The sequence below is a fragment of the Alkalihalophilus pseudofirmus OF4 genome (genome assembly GCF_000005825.2).
GTDB lineage: Bacteria > Bacillota > Bacilli > Bacillales > Bacillaceae_D > Alkalihalophilus > Alkalihalophilus pseudofirmus.
In genome coordinates, this window is record NC_013791.2 from 3,276,008 (window position 1) to 3,296,108 (window position 20,101).

The window sequence follows — 20,101 nt, forward strand, 5'->3', positions numbered from 1 at the left end:
TCCTGCCTGTTTGAATTAGTTACGTAACGGCTTTCCTTTTGTCAGCATGTATTGCATACGTTGTTGTGATTTCGGCTCACCAACAAGACTCAAGAACGCCTCACGCTCTAAATCAAGCAAGTATTGCTCATCCACAAGTGTTCCTTTAGGGACGCGGCCGCCCGCTAAGACGAATGCAAGCTTCTCGGCAATCTTTAAGTCGTGATCAGAAATCATGCCGCCAAACTTCATTGTTTTTGCTCCAAGCAACAGTGTCGCATAGCCTGTTTCACCAACTACAGGAATCTTCTTACGCTCTGGCGGACGATAGCCAGACTCTTCTAAGTGAATGACTTGCTGTTTCGCACGGTGAATGACGTGTTCCCCATTCATTACAACCCCGTCGCGTTCACTTAAGAAGCCATTTTCACGCGCTTCATGAGCCGATGTTGCCACTTTTGCCATGGCAATCGTTTCAAATGTTTTATTTGCGATTGCTTGAAGGTCAATTTGTGCTCCTTGCGGCAGGCTTTCAAGGTTGCGAAGGTACAATTCTTTGTTTCCTCCGCCGCCAGGAATGAGGCCGACGCCGACTTCAACAAGTCCCATATACGTTTCATGAGCTGCTTGAATGCTTGCAGAAGGCAGGCAGATCTCTGCTCCGCCGCCAAGCGTCATTCCAAACGGTCCTGTGACAACAGGCTTTGCTGAATAACGTACATTGGCCATCGCTTGCTGGAACTGACGGATAACTAAATCAATCTCAAAGAAATTATCATCTTGTGCTTCCATTAAGATCATCATTAAGTTCGCACCTACACAGAAGTTCTTTCCTTGGTTTGAGATCACAAGCCCTTTAAAGTTCTTTTCTACTTCTTCAATAGACTTATTAACCATTTGAATCACATCAAGGCCGATGGAATTGTTCGGTGAGTGGAATTCAAGCAATGCTACATCATCACCGATATCAATAAGTGATGCACCGCTGTTTTTCATTACCACATTGTCTGGCTTTAATGATTTTAGATGGATGTTTTTAGGGTTTGATTCCACACCCTTATATTCACCCTGGTGGAAGTAGCTTGATCCTTTATAGAATGTTTCGTTTCCTGTCTCAAGCATTTCCTTTACCCAGCCAGGAACCGTTTCGCCTTCTGCTTCCATACGTTCAACAGACTTGGCCACACCGATCGCATCCCACATTTCAAATGGACCAAGCTCCCAGCCGAAGCCCCAGCGCATTGCTTCATCAACAGCTTTAATGTCATTTGCAATCTCATATGCTTTTTCAGCAGAGTATAATAAGGTTGGCTTCACTAAGTTCCAGATCAACTGTCCTGCACGATCATCTGCATAAGCAAGCACCTTTAACTTATCACCAGGCTTTTTCGCTTGTTTTGCTTGTTCTACAGAGGCTGCACGAAGCTTTTTACGTTCTTGGTATTCAAGCGTTACTGGATTAAGTTCTAAAATTTCTTTCCCCTTCTCCGTACGCTTTTGTACAAAGAAGCCTTGCCCGCTCTTGCTTCCGAGCATGCCTTTTTCAGCCATTTCCTTCATAAATGCAGGCGGGTCAAATACGTCTTTTTCCGCACCCTCCACTTCGTCATACACATTTTTAGCAACGTGTAAGAATGTATCTAGTCCAACGACATCTAATGTACGGAACGTCGCACTCTTCGGACGGCCGATTAAAGGTCCTGTTACAGAGTCAATCTCTCCAACAGAGTACTCCCCTTTAAGCATTTCATTAGCTGTTACTAAAAGTCCGTAAGTTCCGATACGGTTTGCGATAAAGTTAGGTGTATCTTTACACTCAACCACACCTTTACCAAGTGTATCTTCAGCAAACGCTTTCACAAATGACAGTACGTCTGGATTTGTTTTCTCTGTTGGAATCACCTCTAAAAGCTTTAAGTAGCGAGGCGGGTTAAAGAAGTGCGTTCCAAGGAAATGTGCTTGGAAATCTTCTGAACGGCCTTCTGCCATTGCTTCAATGGAGATTCCGGATGTATTAGAAGTGACGATTGTACCAGGTGTACGAACCGCATCCACTTTTTCAAATAACTGACGTTTAATATCTAAGTTCTCAACGACTACTTCAATAATCCAATCAACCTCGCTAAGACGCGCTAGGTCATCTTCTAAGTTGCCTGGCTCAATGTATGTAGCAAGTGATTTAGTTGCAAGTGGAGCTGGTTTTTGTTTAGCCAGACGCTTAATTGACTCTGTACTGATACGATTACGAACGGCTTTGCTCTCAAGCGTTAAGCCCTTTGCTTCCTCTTGTGGTGTTAACTCTCTTGGAACAATGTCTAATAATAATGATGGGATTCCGATATTTGCAAGGTGAGCAGCAATTCCAGAGCCCATAACTCCCGATCCAATGACAGCTGCTTTTTTAATTTGTCTACCCATTGTTCTCCCCCTTAATCGTTAGTTCTGATTGATCCATTAGGATAAATGATTTGTCCAAGCCTTACCTTATATATGATTGCTGTTGATTTCATATGCAGGAAACTTACCGAATGAATACTCATTCATTATTTCCTCAAAAAAAAGGCAACGAGCAATTTGTCGTAACTTCTATCTTTATAATAAATGAATTGTCGTTCAGTTGCAATACATAATTCTGAAAATTATCATCTTTCTTATTGTTTGATCAAATATTATTAATTAAATGTTTGTTTAATGCCTTTATATTTATGGCTCCCCACCTCATATTTCCATTGTTTTGTAAACTGTCCTAGTTGTTCATAGCATATATCTCGCCCTGTTCCCTAACACTAAAGCTGTATCAAAAAGCTTGGTACGCAAGATTTTCTATGATCAAAAGGAGGTTTTCCTTATGCAACAACAACCAACACCACAACAGCAAGCTATGCAACAAGGAAACATGTCTCAATCACAAACGGGGCAAATGCAGTATCCTGAACCGCCGCAAGTGATTACAACAAAAGACTCTCTATATTTAAATGATATGCTTTCGTGGAATTTACTTGCCACAAAAAAAGCCCATTTTTTTGCTGAGCAATGTCAGGACCAAGAGATTAAGCAAGCACTTGAGAAAGCTGGTATGATGCATCAGCAGCACTATGAGAAAATATTAACGCATTTGCAGCCGACTCAAGCTCAATCAACTATTCCAATGCAGTAAGCTTTAGCATTCGTTAATTAGGAGGAATCGTATATGAATCAACAGCAACAACAAAACAAAATTAAGAACCCAGAGCTTCAAGTTCCTAAAAATACGCAAATGTCTGAGCGTGATTTCATTAACGATCAGCTTGCTACAGAAAAATACATGACGTCTTCTTACAGCATCGCTTTAAACGAAGCAAGCCACGCTGCTTTGTATCAGGACTTAGCCGGCATTTGCCAGCAAACGCAAGACTGTCAGCGCGATTTGTATAATGTGATGTTCCGAAAAGGATTCTATGCGCTAGAAGCTGCTGAAGTACAGAAAATGCAGCAAAGCTATCAACAATTCCAAGGCTACACAAACCAGCTTCCTTATGGAAATGGCAGCGGCAATCCTTCGATGAACTAAAAAAATAGAGCTGCCTTATAGCGGGCAGCTCATTTTTATTGGAATAACACAATTCCTCTGTGAAGCGATACAATTATGCTTTCAAATGACGCATTTTTCTTTGGAATGGGCTCAATTACAATGAATTGACGCAATTTAGTCATTAAGCGACGCAATCACTCGATGAACAAACGCAATCAGCTCACTTACTGACGCATAAACGTCCAGAAATCATCCAATTAACTGCATCCTCACCCTGCACCCGCGTCTCATACAAAGCCGCTTATTATGCTTCTAATTGTTCTTTAATCTGAGTTACCAGCGGGTGGTCTGCAGATAATGAAGTCACTTTAGTAATCGTTTCTTCTAAGCCTTTTTCCTTCAGCATGCTCTGAATCTTAACGCTCTCTTCATCTGAAGGAACATCAAATTGAAATGCTGCGGCTGCCACTTTAACCAGATGAGGCGACTGTATCCCACGATCATAAAGCTGTACTAGAGGGCCAATCAGCCTGTCGGAAGCACTTAGCTTTCGTAGGGGATTTCTTCCAACTCGCTCAACAGGATCTGACAGATGTACATTTTCAAAGCGGCTGATGATTTTTTCGCGGTATTCCTTTAGTTCTGCTCCATCAAATTGATACTTCTCTTCTAAGAGACGGCTCGTTTCTTTCAATACTTCCTCTAGTTCCTTACGAATCGATTGATCTGCCACCGCCTCTGCAATCGAAGGAATTCCTTTTGCAAATCCTACATACGCCAGGCAGGCATGGCCGGTATTCACTGTATACAGCTTTCGCTCAATATAAGGATTGAGTTCTTCTACATAGTTCACCCCTTGAAGACGCTCTCCTGTCTTCATGCCTTTTGCAGCCACAACCCATTCAAAGAAAGGCTCTACAAGTACATTTAATCCGTCTCTCGTTTGATTAGGAACAATTCGGTCTACAGCGGCATCGGGGAATCCAACGTTCGCTAAGATTGCTTCTTTTGCTTTATTGTCTTTCATCTCATCTAAGACATGTCCTTTTAACGTCGTTGATGCACCAATAGCATTCTCACACGCAATGACATCGACTGCACCAGCTCCTGCTTCCACTCGCTTTAATAACCCTTTTGCAAGAATCGGTGCGATCAGCGGAAGAATATTAACTCCAGCAGACACCGTAATTAAATCAGCTTTTGCTAACGTATCTATGACCTCATCTGCTTGGGTTTGACTGTTCAACCCGTAAACATTTTTGATAAGGACCGTTTCTTCTTTTTCCTGAGCTAAACGAATGTAATACGATTTTTGCTCGTTTAACTGGTCAATTAAAGGCTGGGCGACATCAACAAAGTAAATGTCATAGCCATTTTTATGGAGTACTTCTCCAATAAAGCCTCGTCCAATATTTCCTGCTCCAAAGTGTACAGCAAGCATATTACTCAACCTCGTTGAAGAAGCTCATTAATTCTTCTTTTGAACCTGCATTTAAAATCTGCTGTAGTGTATCCTCTTCAGAGCATGTGATTGCAATATTTGATAGGATTGATAAGTGTTCATCCCCTTTACCTGCAATACCAATGACAAGCTTTACTTCGTTTCCATCCCAATCAATCGGCTGGTCTAGGAGCATAATCGTAATACCTGATTCGATCACTTCTTTTTTCGCATCTTCTGTTCCGTGCGGGATCGCTAAGAAGTTCCCCATATAAGTTGATGTCAGCTCCTCACGCTCCATCATTTTGTTTACATACTCTGCGTTGACATAGCCATTTTTATGAAGAAGCCCTCCCACAGTCTGAATCGCATCCTCCTTCGATTGCACATTCTCACCGTGTAAAATATTCTCTAGTTGTAATACTGCTTTAGCCATGTTTGATACACTCCTATTTTTGTAATTTAGTAATTAAATACTCTTTCAACTTTTTCTCAAGCAAGGTAAAAATCTCTTGCTCATCCCCCGTTTCAAATTGACGGATGGATTCGCTGCTTTCTATGACAAGAGCACTAATGAAACTCATTAATTCAAGCCCTTCTCTATTCCATTCCAACGGGGCGAGCATCAATAAAATCCGTTTCACTTCAGTGTCTTCATTGTCCATTCCACGTAAAAGCATCGATTCTTCTAGCTCATGTACAGTAAACGTCGCAATGTCTACGGCATCACTTCGGGTGTGGAATAGAGCAAGCGTTGTTCCTGGAATGGCAAGGCCTCCTAGCTCTTCCCTTTTCATTAACGCATCTGCAACTAATTCGCTATTACGAACAAGTGAGCTGTCTTCCTGGTCTTTCGCTAATTGAATAATTAACTCATTCAGTGACTCACACACAGGCCAACTCTTTAATTTGAAATGAGATAACACTGAATTAATCAAGGAACTGAGCTGCTCGATATGACCGAGTTCACTCAAAACCGTTTCTTTCGCCCATTTGTCATCAGAAGCGCTCTCAGCATCTATTTGATGTTCCATCTTGCTTACCTCTTTTGCGTCAGCAGCCTGTTCTTTCGTCTTATTGTTTGGATTCCAATTGTATGAATGGATATACTGACGGATCCGGTCCACTTCTTTTTTAGATAAAAATGGATTAACGAGAAAATAAGGATCAATTGACATTAAGGGAACCGTTGAGATAACCACTGTATGGTCAGGAATCTGATCCTGGGTAATATCAAATGCTGACATATGCGTAATCCCCTGAATTTCTGGGATCTCTTTTTCAAGCCTTGTTGCTAAAAGCTTAGATGTCCCAATGCCGCTTGAACAAATGACAATCGCTTTTATCACAGCTTTCTTTTTCGACCGTTCAATGGCTGATCCAAAATGCATCACAAGATACCCAATCTCTTCATCTGGAAATGACCACGTCGGAAAAATTTCGACTACACATTCTTTGATCGTATTAAATAAAGGCGCGTAACCTTCTTTAATAGCAGGAAGCATCGAATTATAAATTTTCATTCCTTGCTCCATACGAAACAATGCAGGTTTTAAATGGCTGATCAACCCTTCTAACAATGAGTGATCATTGATTAATGCGACTTCTGTGCGAACACCAACTGCTTCGATTAATTTCTTCGCCCGCATCGCAATATCAAGTGACGTTTCCTGAAAAAAGAAGCTGCCATCATCCCCTTGCTTAGCTCCGAGTAAATGCATTGCTACATAAGCGACCTCTATTTGAGGAATATCGATGGAAAAGGTTTCTTCGAGCTTTTTAACTAACCGTTTAGCTGCTTCATATTCATTTGTTTTTAATACTTTTTCAAATCCCTCGGAATGCTTTTCAATTTTCTCGCCACGCTTGATACGATCAACTGCTAAGCTTAAATGAACAGCTAAACCAACATAGGAGACATCTGCAATCGGCTCCCCATCTCTCCGGAGCTCATGCAGCGTTTCCAGCACTTTTAAAATGACGTTTAGATCAATTAAATAAAGAAGCTTTTCAGACGCTTGTTCCCCAAGTTCACTTTTTAAGCGGTAAGACTCCAGGATAGACACCAGCTCTTCCTCGCTCACTTTGTCTGTAATCAACCGTCTGAGCGCCATTCTTTTTTTAGGTTCATCCCCTTGTATTTCAATCCCGTAACTGCGCTTGCGCACCATTTCAAGATCAAATGACTGCAGCCAATCATTGATTTTATTTAAATCATTGCTGATCGTAGCAATCGTTACACCAATTTCTTTGGCTAACGTAAACAGCTTCACCGGCTCTCGTTCTTGCAGGAGAATAGATAGGAGCAGCTGCTGCCGCTCCCAAGGTGTATACTCATTAGGCTCAGATTCTGTAATGAGCTCTTTTAACTCTATCTTTTTAGTATCTCTTCCGGTGAGCTTTAACCCAACACCCGACTGCCTTTCTAACGTCAGTTCATATTGAGTTAACATCTGCTCAATCCCTTGTATATCTCGATGGATCGTTCGTGTGCTGACATTTAATCGGTCGGCTATTTCCTTAATCGTGATGCCTTGTTCGGCTTCGATTAAATACTGAATGATATGTCTTTCCCTTGCTGACAAATACATTGAATCACCCCCGTTCATCCGGCGAGTTTTTTATTCGTCACCCTTTAATTCATTGACAATCTCATCGTACTTTGCACCATTCATAAAGTTTTCAACTGAAATATGCGTTTTATTCGGCTGCTTTTGTTTTGCGCGATCCGTTAAATCTTTATGAGTAATAATTAAATCAGCATCATCTGGAATCTGATTAATTGCTTTATTTGTTACTTCAATTGAGAGCCCTGCTTTGTTCACTTTATTTCGCAAGATCGAGGCTCCCATCGCACTTGATCCCATACCGGCATCACATGCAAAGATGATCTTATTAATCTTGCTTGGGTCAAGTTTTCCTGCTTGATCAGCAGTTGTTGTTACTTCTTCTGTTGTTTCAGATGTTGATTCAGCTGTTAAAGCACCGCTGACACTGCTTTTCTTGCCCTTCATATCTTCCATTTTTGACGTTGCTTCTTCTAAACCATCTTCGTCATCTTTTGAACTTTTTAAAATAAGAGATGCGACAGCAAACGAAACACCTGTTGCCACAATGACACCTAACAGCACTCCTAAATGATCCCCGCGAGGCGTCATCAGCATGTAAGCAATAATACTTCCCGGTGATGGTACGGCTACTAATCCTACGTTAAACAACATGAATGTGAATACACCGCTCGCACCGCCGGCAATGGCTGCTAATAAAAGCATCGGCTTCATTAAGATGTACGGGAAGTAGATTTCGTGAATCCCCCCAAAGAAGTGAATCACTGCCGCTCCACCAGAAGAATACTTCGCTGCTCCTCTTCCAAACACTAAGAAGGCAAGTAAAATCCCAAGACCAGGACCAGGGTTAGACTCTAGCATAAATAGAATTGACTTCCCTGTTTCTGTGGCTTCTTGAATACCTAATGGCCCAAGGATACCGTGGTTAATGGCATTGTTTAAAAATAATACTTTCGCTGGTTCAACAAAAATACTCGCAATCGGGAGCATTCCAGCATCTACAATGACACGTACACCTGCTGCTAAAATACCATTAAAGGCTAAGACAATTGGACCTACCCCAAGATAAGCAAGCAGTGTGAGAAATAACCCGACAAATCCAGCCGTAAAGTTATTGACCAGCATTTCAAATCCAGAGCGTACTTTTCCTTCAAATAATTGATCGACCTTCTTAATCGCATATCCGCCAAGCGGCCCCATAATCATCGCACCGATAAACATCGGAATATCTGCACCGACGATCACACCCATGGCAGCTGTTGCTCCGACTACCCCTCCACGTGCGTCATAGACCATCTTACCCCCTGTAAACGCAATCAATAATGGAAGTAAATATATAATCATTGGATCAACCAGCTGAACTAAATTTTCATTAGGCATCCATCCGGTTTCTATAAATAGGGCTGTAATAATCCCCCAAGCAATAAATGCTCCTATATTAGGCATAATCATGCCGCTTAAATAACTGCCAAATCGCTGAATCTTTGCTTTTACACCAGCGTTTTTTCTTTGTTCGTTTGGCATGTTCATTCCTCCCCCAAAAAGTAATAAATCTTATACTCTAATAGTAAAGCGCTCTCATAGGCTTCTCAACACTATCTAAATGCAATTTCGTCAATGTCCTTAGTGACAAAATTAAAAACATCTTTTGGAAAACACCATCAGTATTATTTATTTAATCTTATTATTGACAAATATTTGTAACCGTAATATGGTTAGTTACATAAGTAATGAACCAAGGAGGTAATGATGGAGCGATTCGATGACTCACGGCCCATCTTTTTGCAAATCGCTGAAAAGATCGCTGATAACATTATCCATGATGAACTAGCAGAAGGCGCTCAAGTTCCTTCTACAAATCAATTTGCTAAACATTATCAAATTAATCCTGCCACAGCCGCAAAAGGGATCAATCTTTTAGTAGAGCAAGGAATATTATTTAAACGAAGGGGTGTAGGTATGTTTGTTGCAGAAGGTGCCAGAGAGAAACTGCTTGAGGAACGCAGGCAAAAGTTCAGTAATGACTTTATTACCCCGCTGCTTCATGAGGCAGAAAAACTCCAGTTATCAAAAGAGGCTATTATTGAGATGATCAACAAGGGAGGAAAATAAATGAGCACGAATATCGTATTAAATGACGTGTCTAAGAGGATAAAGAAAGAAACCATCATTGACTCTATTTCATGTACGTTTGAAGAGAACCGGATTTATGGACTGCTTGGTCGAAATGGTGCAGGGAAAACAACATTGATGAAATTGATGACTGGTCAGTCCCTTCCTTCCGCGGGCTCCATCCTTATTGACGGGGAGACACCATTTGATAACCCTGCTATTCAATCAAAAATCTGTTTTATAAAAGAGAGCGGTAATTTTAAGGCTGCGATGAAAGTGAAAGATGTATTGAAGATTGCTCCTGCATACTTTCCAATGCTTGACCAGGATGCCGCTATGGAGTACCTGAACATCTTTAATCTGCCTTTAGAGAAGAAAGTATCTCAATTATCAAAAGGTATGACTTCAGCTCTTGGAATTTCTATCGGTATTGCAAGCAGAGCCCCTCTCACAATCTTTGATGAACCGTATATCGGTATGGATGCAGCAGCAAGACAAACCTTCTATGATTTGCTGCTCGATGATTACACTACTCACCCAAGAACAATCATACTCTCCACTCACTTAATTGATGAAGTAAGCAATTTGTTTCAAGATATCCACCTAATCAATCATGGACGGCTTGCTTTAACAGAAAGCGTAGAGGCATTAAAGGAAAAGACGTATGTCCTGCGTGGATCTAAAGAAGCAATCGCCCCGCTTCTTAATGAGGTTAAACTATTGAGTGAGTCGTCTTTTATCGGCGAATACTCAGCTACTGTATATGACCCTGATCTAGTGCTTGACGCGCTGCCGCCATCGATCGAGAAAAAGACACTGACCCTCCAGCAATCTATGGTCATGCTTACGGACGGAAAAAAGGAGGCAAGAATATGAGACAATTTACTGCACAAAGTACGATGATTATGTCTGATTTAAAAAAGAGCTTCATCACCTTCTGGGCGATTTTGACAGGGTTTGTTCTCTTCTTCCTTTTACTCGTGTTATTTCTTGGAATTCCTAATATGATTGTGATGACAAATGCACCAATGTATGTGTTCCTTGCTATTTTTGGCTACAGATTATTAAGCAGCGGGGATTTTGAACATGCGATTCACTTAGGAACGACTAGAAAGGCATTTGTTTTCAATGTGACGATTTTCACTTTGCTGCTTAGTCTTGTATTCTCTCTCATTAATCAACTCTACATTTTCTTTATCGATCTAATTCAATCGTTTCTTATTCAAAGTGAAATTACGTTTTTCACGTGGGATTCCGTTCTTTCTTCCGGTAATGGATTTTGGGTAAATCTAGTGGCTGATGGATTAATTATGAGTATGCTTGGAATGCTTTTATTCTTCCTTGCCTCCTTACAAGTGAGGTTTGGTCAATGGGCTATGCTGTCTGTTGTAGCAGCTTCCGTGCTCTTATTATTTATCCCGGCGATTCATACACCAATCATTGATTGGATGATCACTTTACCAAACAGCGGTACGTTTATAACAGAATTTCTTGTTATGCTTGCACTAACTTTTGTTTTAGGAGTCATAAGCTATTTCAGTCTATCAAAAGCTTCCATCTAAAAACTTTTCCATATCAAAGACGATTCTCCATCATAGGAGGATCGTCTTATTTTCGGTTAAAATGTTTAGGATCTTTCTATATGGGAACAGACTACTGTACACCAAAATTTGGATCAGGAGGTTTTATAAAATGAACGAAAACAAAATTGAGAGTGAAGTTCAACAATCTATTCCTGAAGAAAAAGAAGAGATCCTGCAAAACTTTGAGCAGTTTAAGGATTACTTAGGTGACAAAGTAGCAAAAGGTGAAAAATTAGGCATGAGCGAAGAGACACTGGCAAAATATGCTGAAAAAGTCGGCGATTACCTCGCTGCAAAAGAAGATCCTAGAAACCGTGAAGAAAAGCTTCTTCAAGAGCTATGGCAATTAGGTGATCAAGAACAACGTCATCATCTAGCACATATGCTTGTACGATTGGCACAATCTACAAATTAATAAAAAGGCTGTCCTCTAGCGGGCAGCCTTTTTAGTTTGACCTCAGACAGTGCCCTAATGTAAGCCCGATTAATTCCCTCATTTATTCGACACAATCCCACCAAATTTTCCCTATCCAAGAGGAAAATAGATGCGTATAATTAGGTAGAAATCACTACAGTACGGATGTGAAAATTTTGATCCAATCAATTCTAGCTAATATTTCAATTCTATTATTTATGCACCTCTGTATTCAGAGCCTCTATTTTAAAGAGAAAAATATTACAAAACTCAAGTTTGAAAAATCATTTATGCATGTCTTGATTATTTCAAGTGCAATCATTGCAATGTTTTATATGCCAATCTTTATTGATGAGTTCAGGTTTGATTTGCGTACGATTCCAATAACGATTTTAGCAATCCTGCATGGACCTTTGCTCGCTATTCCAACGCTGATCATCACCTCTATTTGGCGCTTCGCAGTTATAGGAGGACCCGGGGCTGTGCCTGGGGTTATTTTCGGATTAATGATTCCGACGTTTATCGCATTAGGAGTGTTTCACCTTAAAAAAGCGCCTTTAACGTATATGAAAGGTTTCTTCTTATACACTTTATTTTGGTTAATTTGTGATCTGCCGATTATTTTCTTTGTTCCAAACGGTCTTGAAGCATTTCAGGATTTTTGGCTCATCCGCTTCGTTTCATTTCATTTAGGCGCATTTACGTTGTTTTACTTTATTACACTTAGCTACCGAAATCTTGAGCTTATGGATAAGCTTAAACATTATGCCGATCATGACCCGTTGACAGGTCTTTATAATGTAAGGAAGTTTTCTGAGATGATTCGCGAGAAAAAGTCGGCAGGCTCTTCATATATTGCTATGCTCGATATTGACCATTTTAAAAGTATTAACGATTCGAATGGACACCCAAGCGGTGATAAAGTGTTAAAAGACCTTGCTACAATTCTTACGTTATATTCATCAAACCATTTGCTTTGTGCAAGGTATGGCGGAGAAGAATTTATTCTGTGTATCGAAGCTTCTTCTATTAGAGATGCCTATGTGGTCGCAGATCTTATTAGAGAGAAAGTAGAGTCTTTTCCTTTTCAGAACATTGAAGGGGAGAAAATCGGCAGGGTAACCATCTCGGTCGGTATAGCCCGCCTAGAGGCTCCTGATCAGTTAAATGAAGCCATTGAAGCTGCAGATAGACAGCTTTATACTGCTAAAACAGAAGGACGAAACCGGGTAAACATTAAAAAAGGACATTCTCATACTGCGAGCAGTTAACCGCATATTTCTATGATGATCTGCACACCCTAACCTTCAGTTAAAGGAGGGGTATAGATGAACTCACTACGCGCACAAGAGATTGCCGCATCACCAGTAATGGCAAACGTCATGTACAATGAACAGGCTGTGTATATTCAACATGTTGATGAAGGCGCACAAATGGCTAGAATTTATCCGCTGAACGAGCCGAATAATGAGCAGGACGTACCATTATCACAGCTGGTAGAGCAGTAAGAACTGATAGCAAGCCGCCTATCATTAGGTGTTATCTCGGCTCCTAGGCACTCGTTTCCTGCGGGCAGCCTCGGAGTCTTTTATCAATAGAGTGAGAATATAGTTAAACAATTTCATCATTAAAAACACCTGTTCATTGATCTTTGCAAACGAAGCCCTAGACACCAGCTTTTTTTACGTTGAACTGAATTATAACAAAATCAATCCACTTGATAATTACCAAAGCAATAACTTAGCGGATGAAATATACGTAGACTTCTGCAGGGACTAGAGCAGGGGTGAGATCCCACAGGGCAAAGCCCGAGGAGCTCACTAGCTCCTCGCGAAAAGCGAAGTATATGTCAGGAGCGGCGAGCTTAGTATGCATAGAAAATATTTCAAATAAGAAAACCATAGGGAGATTTTAGTTTCCCTATGGTTTTCTTATTATTATTTATCTGTTTGCTTTTTTTTCAAATACTCCGCACGTATTTTTTCGAGTCGCTGCTTTTTATCCAATTTAGCAGGCTTCTGTTTTTCATGAAACTTTGTTACAGCTGCCTTACCTTTAGAATCCAATTGATATTTTCCCACTTTGTTCACCTACTTTTCTTGTCTTTAAAGAGAATCTATTCAACAAATATAGTATACCTTATTTTACTGAGTAAACCTTATTACCTTATCATGTACCGCTGTCTTTGTATATATTAATAATCCCCATGAAGTAAGCTTATTCAACAAGAAAAAGACGACATTTCATTTCAATCAATGAATCGTCGTCTTCTTCATTAACCTATATACACTAACTTGCTGGCCGTTCTGCTTCGTCCATCCATTCGTCTCCTTCAACCGCGCGGGAAACAAGCATACTAGATACGGCATCCCCTGAAGCATTAACCATCGTTGCAGGCGGATCAACCAACGTACCGAGAATTGCTAAAATAGGGAGAGCCTCCATCGGAAAACCATACATCGTAATGATCAGCATTTCCCCAATAAATCCACCGCCAGGCACCCCGCTCATCACAGTCCCTACTAACAGAGAGATACCAATCGCAATAGCGAACGTTTGAAAGCTTAGAAAATCCATTTGAAAAATCCCAAACAAGAAAGCAATTTTTAATATTGCCGCTAAGGCGGAGCCATCCATATGGATTGATGCACCTAGCGGAATGACGACATCTCGTACATCTTTATGTACACCCATCTTTTCTGTCGCTTGCAAGTTGGCTGGAATGGTCGCTACACTGCTTCCCGTCGATAAAGCGGTCACTGCAGGCGTTAAAATATTCTTCCAAAACACCTTCACTCCTGACTTCCCTCCGGCAATAAAAGCATATAACGTAAATCCAATCAGGAAATAGAGAATCGCAACCGGATAATAGACGATCATTGCTTTTGCATAGCTCCCTAAAAGTTCTGGCCCGAATACCCCTACTAATGAAGCGAAATAAGCGCCGAGACCAATTGGAGCATAATACATAATAATGCCGACAAGCTTGCGCATCACTTGAGCGCCGCTATTTAAAAACTGTGCAAAAATACGTCCCTCGCTTCCGGCGAGATTCGTTGCAAACCCTACTAATACACTCATAATAATCAAAGCGAGCATACTCGTTCTTGAGAAAATATCAACGAAATCAGGAACAGTCACAGCTTGGACAATTTGAGCACCTAGACTAAGTGACTCATCGATTTCTTCTGGGGTTTCAAATTGAATTGACACACCAGCAGCTGGCGGCGATAGAGTGACCGCTGCAATCATGACGATCGAGGAGATAATGCCCGTTACAATAAAGACGATCATCATCCACGTCATAATTGTGCCAAGCCTCTTTAAGTTTGACATATTGGCAATCACCGCACTAATCGAGAAAAAGACGAGCGGTACAACAATCGTGAACATGAGATTTAAGAAGATATCACCTAAAGGCTTCAACACTTCTGCTCGTTCACCTAATAAAATACCTAAAATACTACCTATAATAATGGCTGCTATTAAAAATAAAGGAAAACGATATGCTTTCAATCTAGTCAGCTCCTTTCCTATTTATAGTAAGTCATTTCTTTCCAAATGAATAGATCCATAAGTCTTGAGAAAATCATTACTCATAAAAAAAGAACTCTGCCGGAGTAAGGCTAGTTCTTGACCCTACCACCCTTCTGACGTACCTTACAATTCCTGCATAGATCAGAATAGCTTTCATACTTTCTGCACCATACTACTATATGGGAATGACGAAAAGATGAGGAGTGTAGTATATGAAAGCTGTGACGTATCAAGGAAATCACTCAGTTGAAGTAAGTGAAGTGCCCGATGCAAAGCTTGAAAAACGAGATGATGTGATCGTTCGTATCACCTCGACAGCTATTTGCGGGTCTGACCTTCACTTGTATCAAGGAAATATGCCTTTGCCAAAAGGATACATCATCGGTCATGAACCGATGGGAATCGTAGAAGAAGTAGGACCTGATGTCGAGCGAGTCAAAAAAGGAGACCGCGTCGTTATTCCATTCAATGTTTCCTGTGGTGAATGTATGTATTGCCAGCATGATTTGACCAGTCAATGTGATAATTCTAATCCTCACTATGATTCCGGCGGATATTTTGGATACACGGAAAAGTTCGGAAACCATCCCGGAGGTCAGGCAGAATATTTAAAAGTTCCTTTTGGAAATTACACACCATTTGTGATTCCTGAATCATGCGAACTTGAAGATGAATCATTGCTGTTTTTAAGTGATGTACTCCCGACTGCCTATTGGAGTGTGGTTCATTCCGGTGTCAAAAAAGGAGATACGGTTATTGTACTCGGTTGTGGGCCGGTTGGTTTAATGACCCAAAAATTTGCTTGGATGCACGGAGCTAAAAGAGTGATTGCAGTGGATTATCTCGATTACCGCTTAAGACGAGCAAAAGCATTAAATAACGTAGAAGTATTTGACTTCGCTGCGTTTGAAGATATGGGTGAATATTTAAAAGAAATTACTAAAGGCGGAGCGGATGTTGTCATTGATTGTGTGGGGATGGACGGTAAAAAATCGCCGATTGAGTTTATTGAACAGAAATTAAAACTGCAAGGCGGGACACTCGGTCCTATTCAAATAGCCACTAAAGCTGTTCGGAAAGCAGGCACTGTTCAGATCACAGGGGTATATGGGAGTCTCTATAATCAATTCCCTTTAGGGGCTTTTTTCACAAGGAATATCACTTTAAAAATGGGACAGGCTCCTGTTATACCGTTTATGCCTCTTTTATTAGATAAAATAACTAATAAAGAGTTTGACCCAAAGGAGATCATTACTCATAAACTCCCACTAAATGAGGCGAAGAAAGGATATGAAATCTTTAATAACCATGAAGATGACTGTATTAAAGTTGTTTTAAAGCCATAATAAAAAAGCTGCACCTTACATGTTGCAACATGCAAGGTGCAGTTCGTTTTTATGATGAGCGTTTTGCCATCTGAGCTTCTGTTTGAAGGTCTACTGGAATAACTGCATCTGTTAGCTCTTTGTCTAACTCATTGCGGTAGGTGTTTAATTCCTCTTTAGACCAGCCAAGTTCAGACTTCATATAAGCAAGAACCGGCTCTTTCCATGTGCGGACCCACTGAATATCAAAGAATAGAGCCCCTGTGCGGCGAATAAAGAAATCCACAGGCTTCACTGTCATCTCATCATTCATTGCATATTTTAATTTCACATATACATAAAGGCTAAGCTTTGTCTCTTCTTCACTCTTATAATCTTTAGCATAAGAGAAGAGTTTATCAACATTAGAGCCATACATGCCAGCAAGCTTTTTACCTTCCTCGTACGTAAAGCCATATCCTGTTGCTTCTTCTGCTTTTTTAGCAATGAATGGCTCTAGACCAATAGATCCGCCTACATCTCCGCCTGAAATCGGGAATTTCTTTGTCCCACACGTGCTGAACACTTTATATTGATCTTCTTTAAAGCGTCTGGCAATTAAATTGACAACAGACTCAGCCATTTTACGGTAGCCTGTTAATTTACCGCCAGCCATCGTAAGAAGACCGCTCTCGCCTTCCCAAATCTCATCTTTACGAGAGATTTCAGATGGATCTTTTCCTTTTTCATAAATAAGCGGACGAACCCCTGCCCAGCTTGACTCTACATCCTCTTTTGTGACAGTCACATCCGGGAACATGTAGTGGATAGCGTTTAAAATATACTCACGATCCTCAGAAGTCATCTTAGGGCTTGCCGTTTCTTGATCAAAGAACGTATCGGTTGTTCCGACATATGTTTTTCCATCACGAGGAATCGCAAACACCATGCGGCCGTCCGGAGTATCAAAGTAAATCGCTTGGCGCAGCGGGAACACCGATTGATCAATCACTAAGTGAACCCCTTTTGTTAGACGCAGCTGCTTATTGGTTTCAGAGTAATCCTTTTTAATAATCTGATCGACCCAAGGACCTCCTGCATTAACTACTTTTCTCGCATTAATTTGATACGTGTTTTCTGTCAGACGATCAGAGACGACAGCACCAGATACTTTCTTATTTTCATCATATAAGAAGTCTTCTGCTTTCGTGTAGTTAATAATATCTGCACCATGCTCAGCTGCTGCTTTAATAACCTCAATTGTCAGGCGTGCATCATCTGTTCTGTACTCTACATAATAACCGCCGCCTGTTAAGCCGTCCTTTTTCACAAGCGGTTCTCTGTTTGCTGTTTCTTCAGCTGAGAGCATTTTTCTGCGCTCAGACTTCTTAACCCCAGCTAGCATGTCGTATACAAACAACCCAAGGGAAGCACTGTTCTTTCCGAATGTTCCGCCCTTATGCATCGGCAGCATCATCCATTCAGGTGTTGTTACATGCGGTCCATTTTCATAAACGATTGCTCGTTCTTTACCAACTTCAGCTACCATCCCGACTTGGAATTGTTTTAAATAACGCAGACCGCCGTGAACAAGCTTCGTTGAGCGGCTAGATGTACCTGCCGCAAAATCCTGCATTTCCACAAGGGCTACTTTCATTCCACGCAGGGCTGCATCTAGAGCGATTCCTGCTCCAGTAATACCCCCGCCGATAATTAATACATCATATTGCTCTTTTTCCATTTGTTTAAATTGATCTGATCTAGTCCGTGCTGAGAAATGTGTGCTCATGATCCTCCAAACCTCCACTTTTTATTTTTGTATACAAAAAAGACACCGAGAAACGACAACAAGCATAATAACAAGTTTGTTATTACGCGCATTGGTTCTCCGTGTCTCCTACCGTCTATTAACTTAACTTCATGATAACATAGTTTTTTCTGTTTGGATAGCAAGAAGCGTATGGGAAAAAGAGACTGGACAAAAGTATTTTGTCTCAGGGGACTCCAAGCATTACAAATGCAGGCTGTATAGTATTACCACTGCTGAATACCTCATAGTGCTTGAGTGTGCTCGCCGCTCCTGAGATACACTTCCCTGCCATAGTTGTTGATTTCCACTGCAGGCGCACGCTTTCCGCGGGCGGCCCGGGAGCTTCCTCGTCGCTTTGCTCCTGTGGGATCTCCCTGGTCACGCGCATCCCGCTGGAGTCGGCGCCTTCCGCTCCAATCAACGGAGGAAGGATGTTGTTCAGTTGCTCCCTCAAAATAAGTAGTACTTAGTGAATAGAACTGAGCCTATTAACTACATTATTCCACCCCATTCCTGGAAAAAACAATAACTCAGCTCCTGAAATATGCGCAGACTCCTGCGGTGCCTAGAGCAGGGCTGAGATCCCGCAGGGCACAAGCCCGAGGAAGCTCAGCAGCTCACCGCGGAAAGCGAAGCATATTTCAGGAGCGGCGAGCTTACGCCTACACTGCATTTTTTCCCTTGAACTAAACTGTGACATCACTAGATTCCTCTAGCTTCCTGGTGTTTTTTCAGTTGCCTTATGTACGTTAAAAACAAGACCCCACAGGAGAAAAGACAAGTAGGCTCCCGTACCCGCCCACGGTAATCAACCACTACTAATAGGAGGAGCTTTTCAGCGCCCTCCTTTTCTCCCGTTTGATTCGTACTTTGTAAGGTATCAATCCTCTAACTCTAGATGTTCTTTTAGCTTAGTTGATAGGGATGCAAGCTCTTCTTCATCAGGAGAGAAATAATAAATACCGTCTTTCTTTATATCTTCTCCTTCTAATTCATGCTGTTCGATTTGATCAATAGCCACATTATAAGTGGAATAAATGTCCCATAGTTCTCCTAAAGAGAGATTCGTTAAAACATTATCTTCTACGACTTTTAGAATATCATTGAAATTAGTGAGTGAAGAAATACTCGACCCCTTTTCCATCACCGCTTCCATTACTTCACGCTGCCTTTCTTGGCGTCCGAAATCATCATCCGGATCTAAATGCCTCATCCGAGCATAGCCAAGCGCTTTTTCGCCATCAAGCTTAATCGTTCCTTCAGGGTAATGCATCTCATGAAAAGTAAACTCTTGATCATTTTCTACCTCAATGCCCCCTACTGCATCGACGGTATCTTTAAAGCTTTCCATATTCACTTTCACATAGTAATCTACCGGCACATCTAAGAAATGCTCCACCGTATAAACAGCCGTTTCTCTGCCGCCTAAGGCATGCGCATGACTGATTTTATCTTTTGTTACATAACCTCTTATATCCACCAGCGTATCACGTGGAATACTGACCATCTGGATCGACTCCTGATTAGGATTAATCGTTAGAAGGATCATCGTATCGCTGCGCCCAAGATCTTCTCGACCTTCAAGTTCATCTACTCCCATTAATAAAACAGAAAGAGGATCTCCTTCATCTAAGTTAAGTTCTTCGAGCCGCTTTTCAGACTTTGAACGATCCAAGTTTTCTTGAATACTGCCAAAAGCAGACGTCGCAGCACTCCACACATATCCACCCGCTCCAACTACAAGTACTAGAGCAGCCGTCATTAGAATAAGGACTATTTTTTTCATTTTATCTGACATGTCGACACCTCCATTCTAGCTTCAGCTTAAAAGACGTAAATGCC

18 protein-coding genes are annotated in these 20,101 nt (G+C 41.2%); 9 read left to right on the plus strand and 9 right to left on the minus strand.

Going from position 1 to position 20,101, the window contains the following annotated elements; all coding sequences use genetic code 11:
- Positions 1–15: 15 nt before the first annotated feature.
- Positions 16–2,397 (minus strand): 3-hydroxyacyl-CoA dehydrogenase/enoyl-CoA hydratase family protein, encoded by a 2,382-nt coding sequence (locus BPOF4_RS16515; protein ID WP_012960359.1) that lies wholly within the window; start codon positions 2,395–2,397, stop codon positions 16–18.
- A 430-nt stretch (positions 2,398–2,827) separates the two neighbouring features.
- Between BPOF4_RS16515 and BPOF4_RS16520 the strand changes: the two genes are divergently transcribed.
- Positions 2,828–3,136, plus strand: coding sequence for a hypothetical protein (locus BPOF4_RS16520; RefSeq protein WP_012960360.1), 309 nt, complete (start codon positions 2,828–2,830; stop codon positions 3,134–3,136).
- 33 nt (positions 3,137–3,169) lie between these two features.
- On the plus strand, positions 3,170–3,529 hold the full coding sequence (locus BPOF4_RS16525) for a spore coat protein (protein ID WP_012960361.1): 360 nt from the start codon (positions 3,170–3,172) through the stop codon (positions 3,527–3,529).
- Positions 3,530–3,794: 265 nt separating this feature from the next.
- Here the strand turns inward: BPOF4_RS16525 and BPOF4_RS16530 are convergent, their stop codons facing one another.
- Genes BPOF4_RS16530 through BPOF4_RS16545 form a run of 4 tightly spaced genes read right to left on the minus strand, consistent with a single transcriptional unit; the run spans position 3,795 to position 9,022 of the window.
- Complete coding sequence (locus BPOF4_RS16530) at positions 3,795–4,931, minus strand: mannitol-1-phosphate 5-dehydrogenase (protein ID WP_012960362.1); 1,137 nt, start codon at positions 4,929–4,931, stop codon at positions 3,795–3,797.
- A 1-nt stretch (position 4,932) separates the two neighbouring features.
- Positions 4,933–5,367 (minus strand): PTS mannitol transporter subunit IIA, encoded by a 435-nt coding sequence (locus BPOF4_RS16535; RefSeq protein ID WP_012960363.1) that lies wholly within the window; start codon positions 5,365–5,367, stop codon positions 4,933–4,935.
- 13 nt (positions 5,368–5,380) lie between these two features.
- Entirely contained in the window at positions 5,381–7,522 is a 2,142-nt protein-coding gene (locus tag BPOF4_RS16540) for a BglG family transcription antiterminator (protein WP_012960364.1), read from the minus strand.
- Positions 7,523–7,552: 30 nt separating this feature from the next.
- Positions 7,553–9,022 (minus strand): PTS mannitol transporter subunit IIBC, encoded by a 1,470-nt coding sequence (locus BPOF4_RS16545; RefSeq protein ID WP_012960365.1) that lies wholly within the window; start codon positions 9,020–9,022, stop codon positions 7,553–7,555.
- Positions 9,023–9,244: 222 nt separating this feature from the next.
- On the opposite strand from BPOF4_RS16545, the gene BPOF4_RS16550 reads away from it, so the two are divergent.
- From BPOF4_RS16550 to BPOF4_RS16575, 6 genes are all read left to right on the plus strand, one after another.
- Complete coding sequence (locus tag BPOF4_RS16550) at positions 9,245–9,610, plus strand: GntR family transcriptional regulator (RefSeq protein WP_031311681.1); 366 nt, start codon at positions 9,245–9,247, stop codon at positions 9,608–9,610.
- On the plus strand, positions 9,611–10,486 hold the full coding sequence (locus tag BPOF4_RS16555) for an ABC transporter ATP-binding protein (RefSeq protein WP_012960367.1): 876 nt from the start codon (positions 9,611–9,613) through the stop codon (positions 10,484–10,486).
- On the plus strand, positions 10,483–11,172 hold the full coding sequence (locus BPOF4_RS16560; RefSeq protein WP_012960368.1) for a hypothetical protein: 690 nt from the start codon (positions 10,483–10,485) through the stop codon (positions 11,170–11,172). Before BPOF4_RS16555 ends, BPOF4_RS16560 begins: the two co-directional genes overlap by 4 nt.
- A gap of 130 nt (positions 11,173–11,302) precedes the next feature.
- Entirely contained in the window at positions 11,303–11,608 is a 306-nt protein-coding gene (locus tag BPOF4_RS16565; RefSeq protein WP_012960369.1) for a DUF3243 domain-containing protein, read from the plus strand.
- Positions 11,609–11,826: 218 nt separating this feature from the next.
- Positions 11,827–12,879 (plus strand): diguanylate cyclase, encoded by a 1,053-nt coding sequence (locus BPOF4_RS21275; protein WP_274378537.1) that lies wholly within the window; start codon positions 11,827–11,829, stop codon positions 12,877–12,879.
- 57 nt (positions 12,880–12,936) lie between these two features.
- A complete protein-coding gene (locus BPOF4_RS16575; RefSeq protein ID WP_012960371.1) occupies positions 12,937–13,116 on the plus strand; it encodes a small acid-soluble spore protein H in 180 nt (59 codons plus the stop codon).
- 429 nt (positions 13,117–13,545) lie between these two features.
- On the opposite strand, the gene BPOF4_RS22510 is transcribed toward BPOF4_RS16575, so the two are convergent.
- Positions 13,546–13,689 (minus strand): hypothetical protein, encoded by a 144-nt coding sequence (locus tag BPOF4_RS22510; protein WP_012960372.1) that lies wholly within the window; start codon positions 13,687–13,689, stop codon positions 13,546–13,548.
- A 208-nt stretch (positions 13,690–13,897) separates the two neighbouring features.
- Positions 13,898–15,124, minus strand: a complete 1,227-nt coding sequence (locus BPOF4_RS16585) for a dicarboxylate/amino acid:cation symporter (protein ID WP_012960373.1) — start codon at positions 15,122–15,124, stop codon at positions 13,898–13,900.
- 233 nt (positions 15,125–15,357) lie between these two features.
- Between BPOF4_RS16585 and BPOF4_RS16590 the strand changes: the two genes are divergently transcribed.
- On the plus strand, positions 15,358–16,491 hold the full coding sequence (locus BPOF4_RS16590; RefSeq protein WP_012960374.1) for a zinc-dependent alcohol dehydrogenase: 1,134 nt from the start codon (positions 15,358–15,360) through the stop codon (positions 16,489–16,491).
- A gap of 49 nt (positions 16,492–16,540) precedes the next feature.
- Here the strand turns inward: BPOF4_RS16590 and BPOF4_RS16595 are convergent, their stop codons facing one another.
- Positions 16,541–18,238 (minus strand): glycerol-3-phosphate dehydrogenase/oxidase, encoded by a 1,698-nt coding sequence (locus BPOF4_RS16595; RefSeq protein ID WP_012960375.1) that lies wholly within the window; start codon positions 18,236–18,238, stop codon positions 16,541–16,543.
- A gap of 901 nt (positions 18,239–19,139) precedes the next feature.
- On the minus strand, positions 19,140–20,057 hold the full coding sequence (locus tag BPOF4_RS16605) for an LCP family glycopolymer transferase (RefSeq protein ID WP_012960377.1): 918 nt from the start codon (positions 20,055–20,057) through the stop codon (positions 19,140–19,142).
- Positions 20,058–20,101: the final 44 nt, after the last annotated feature.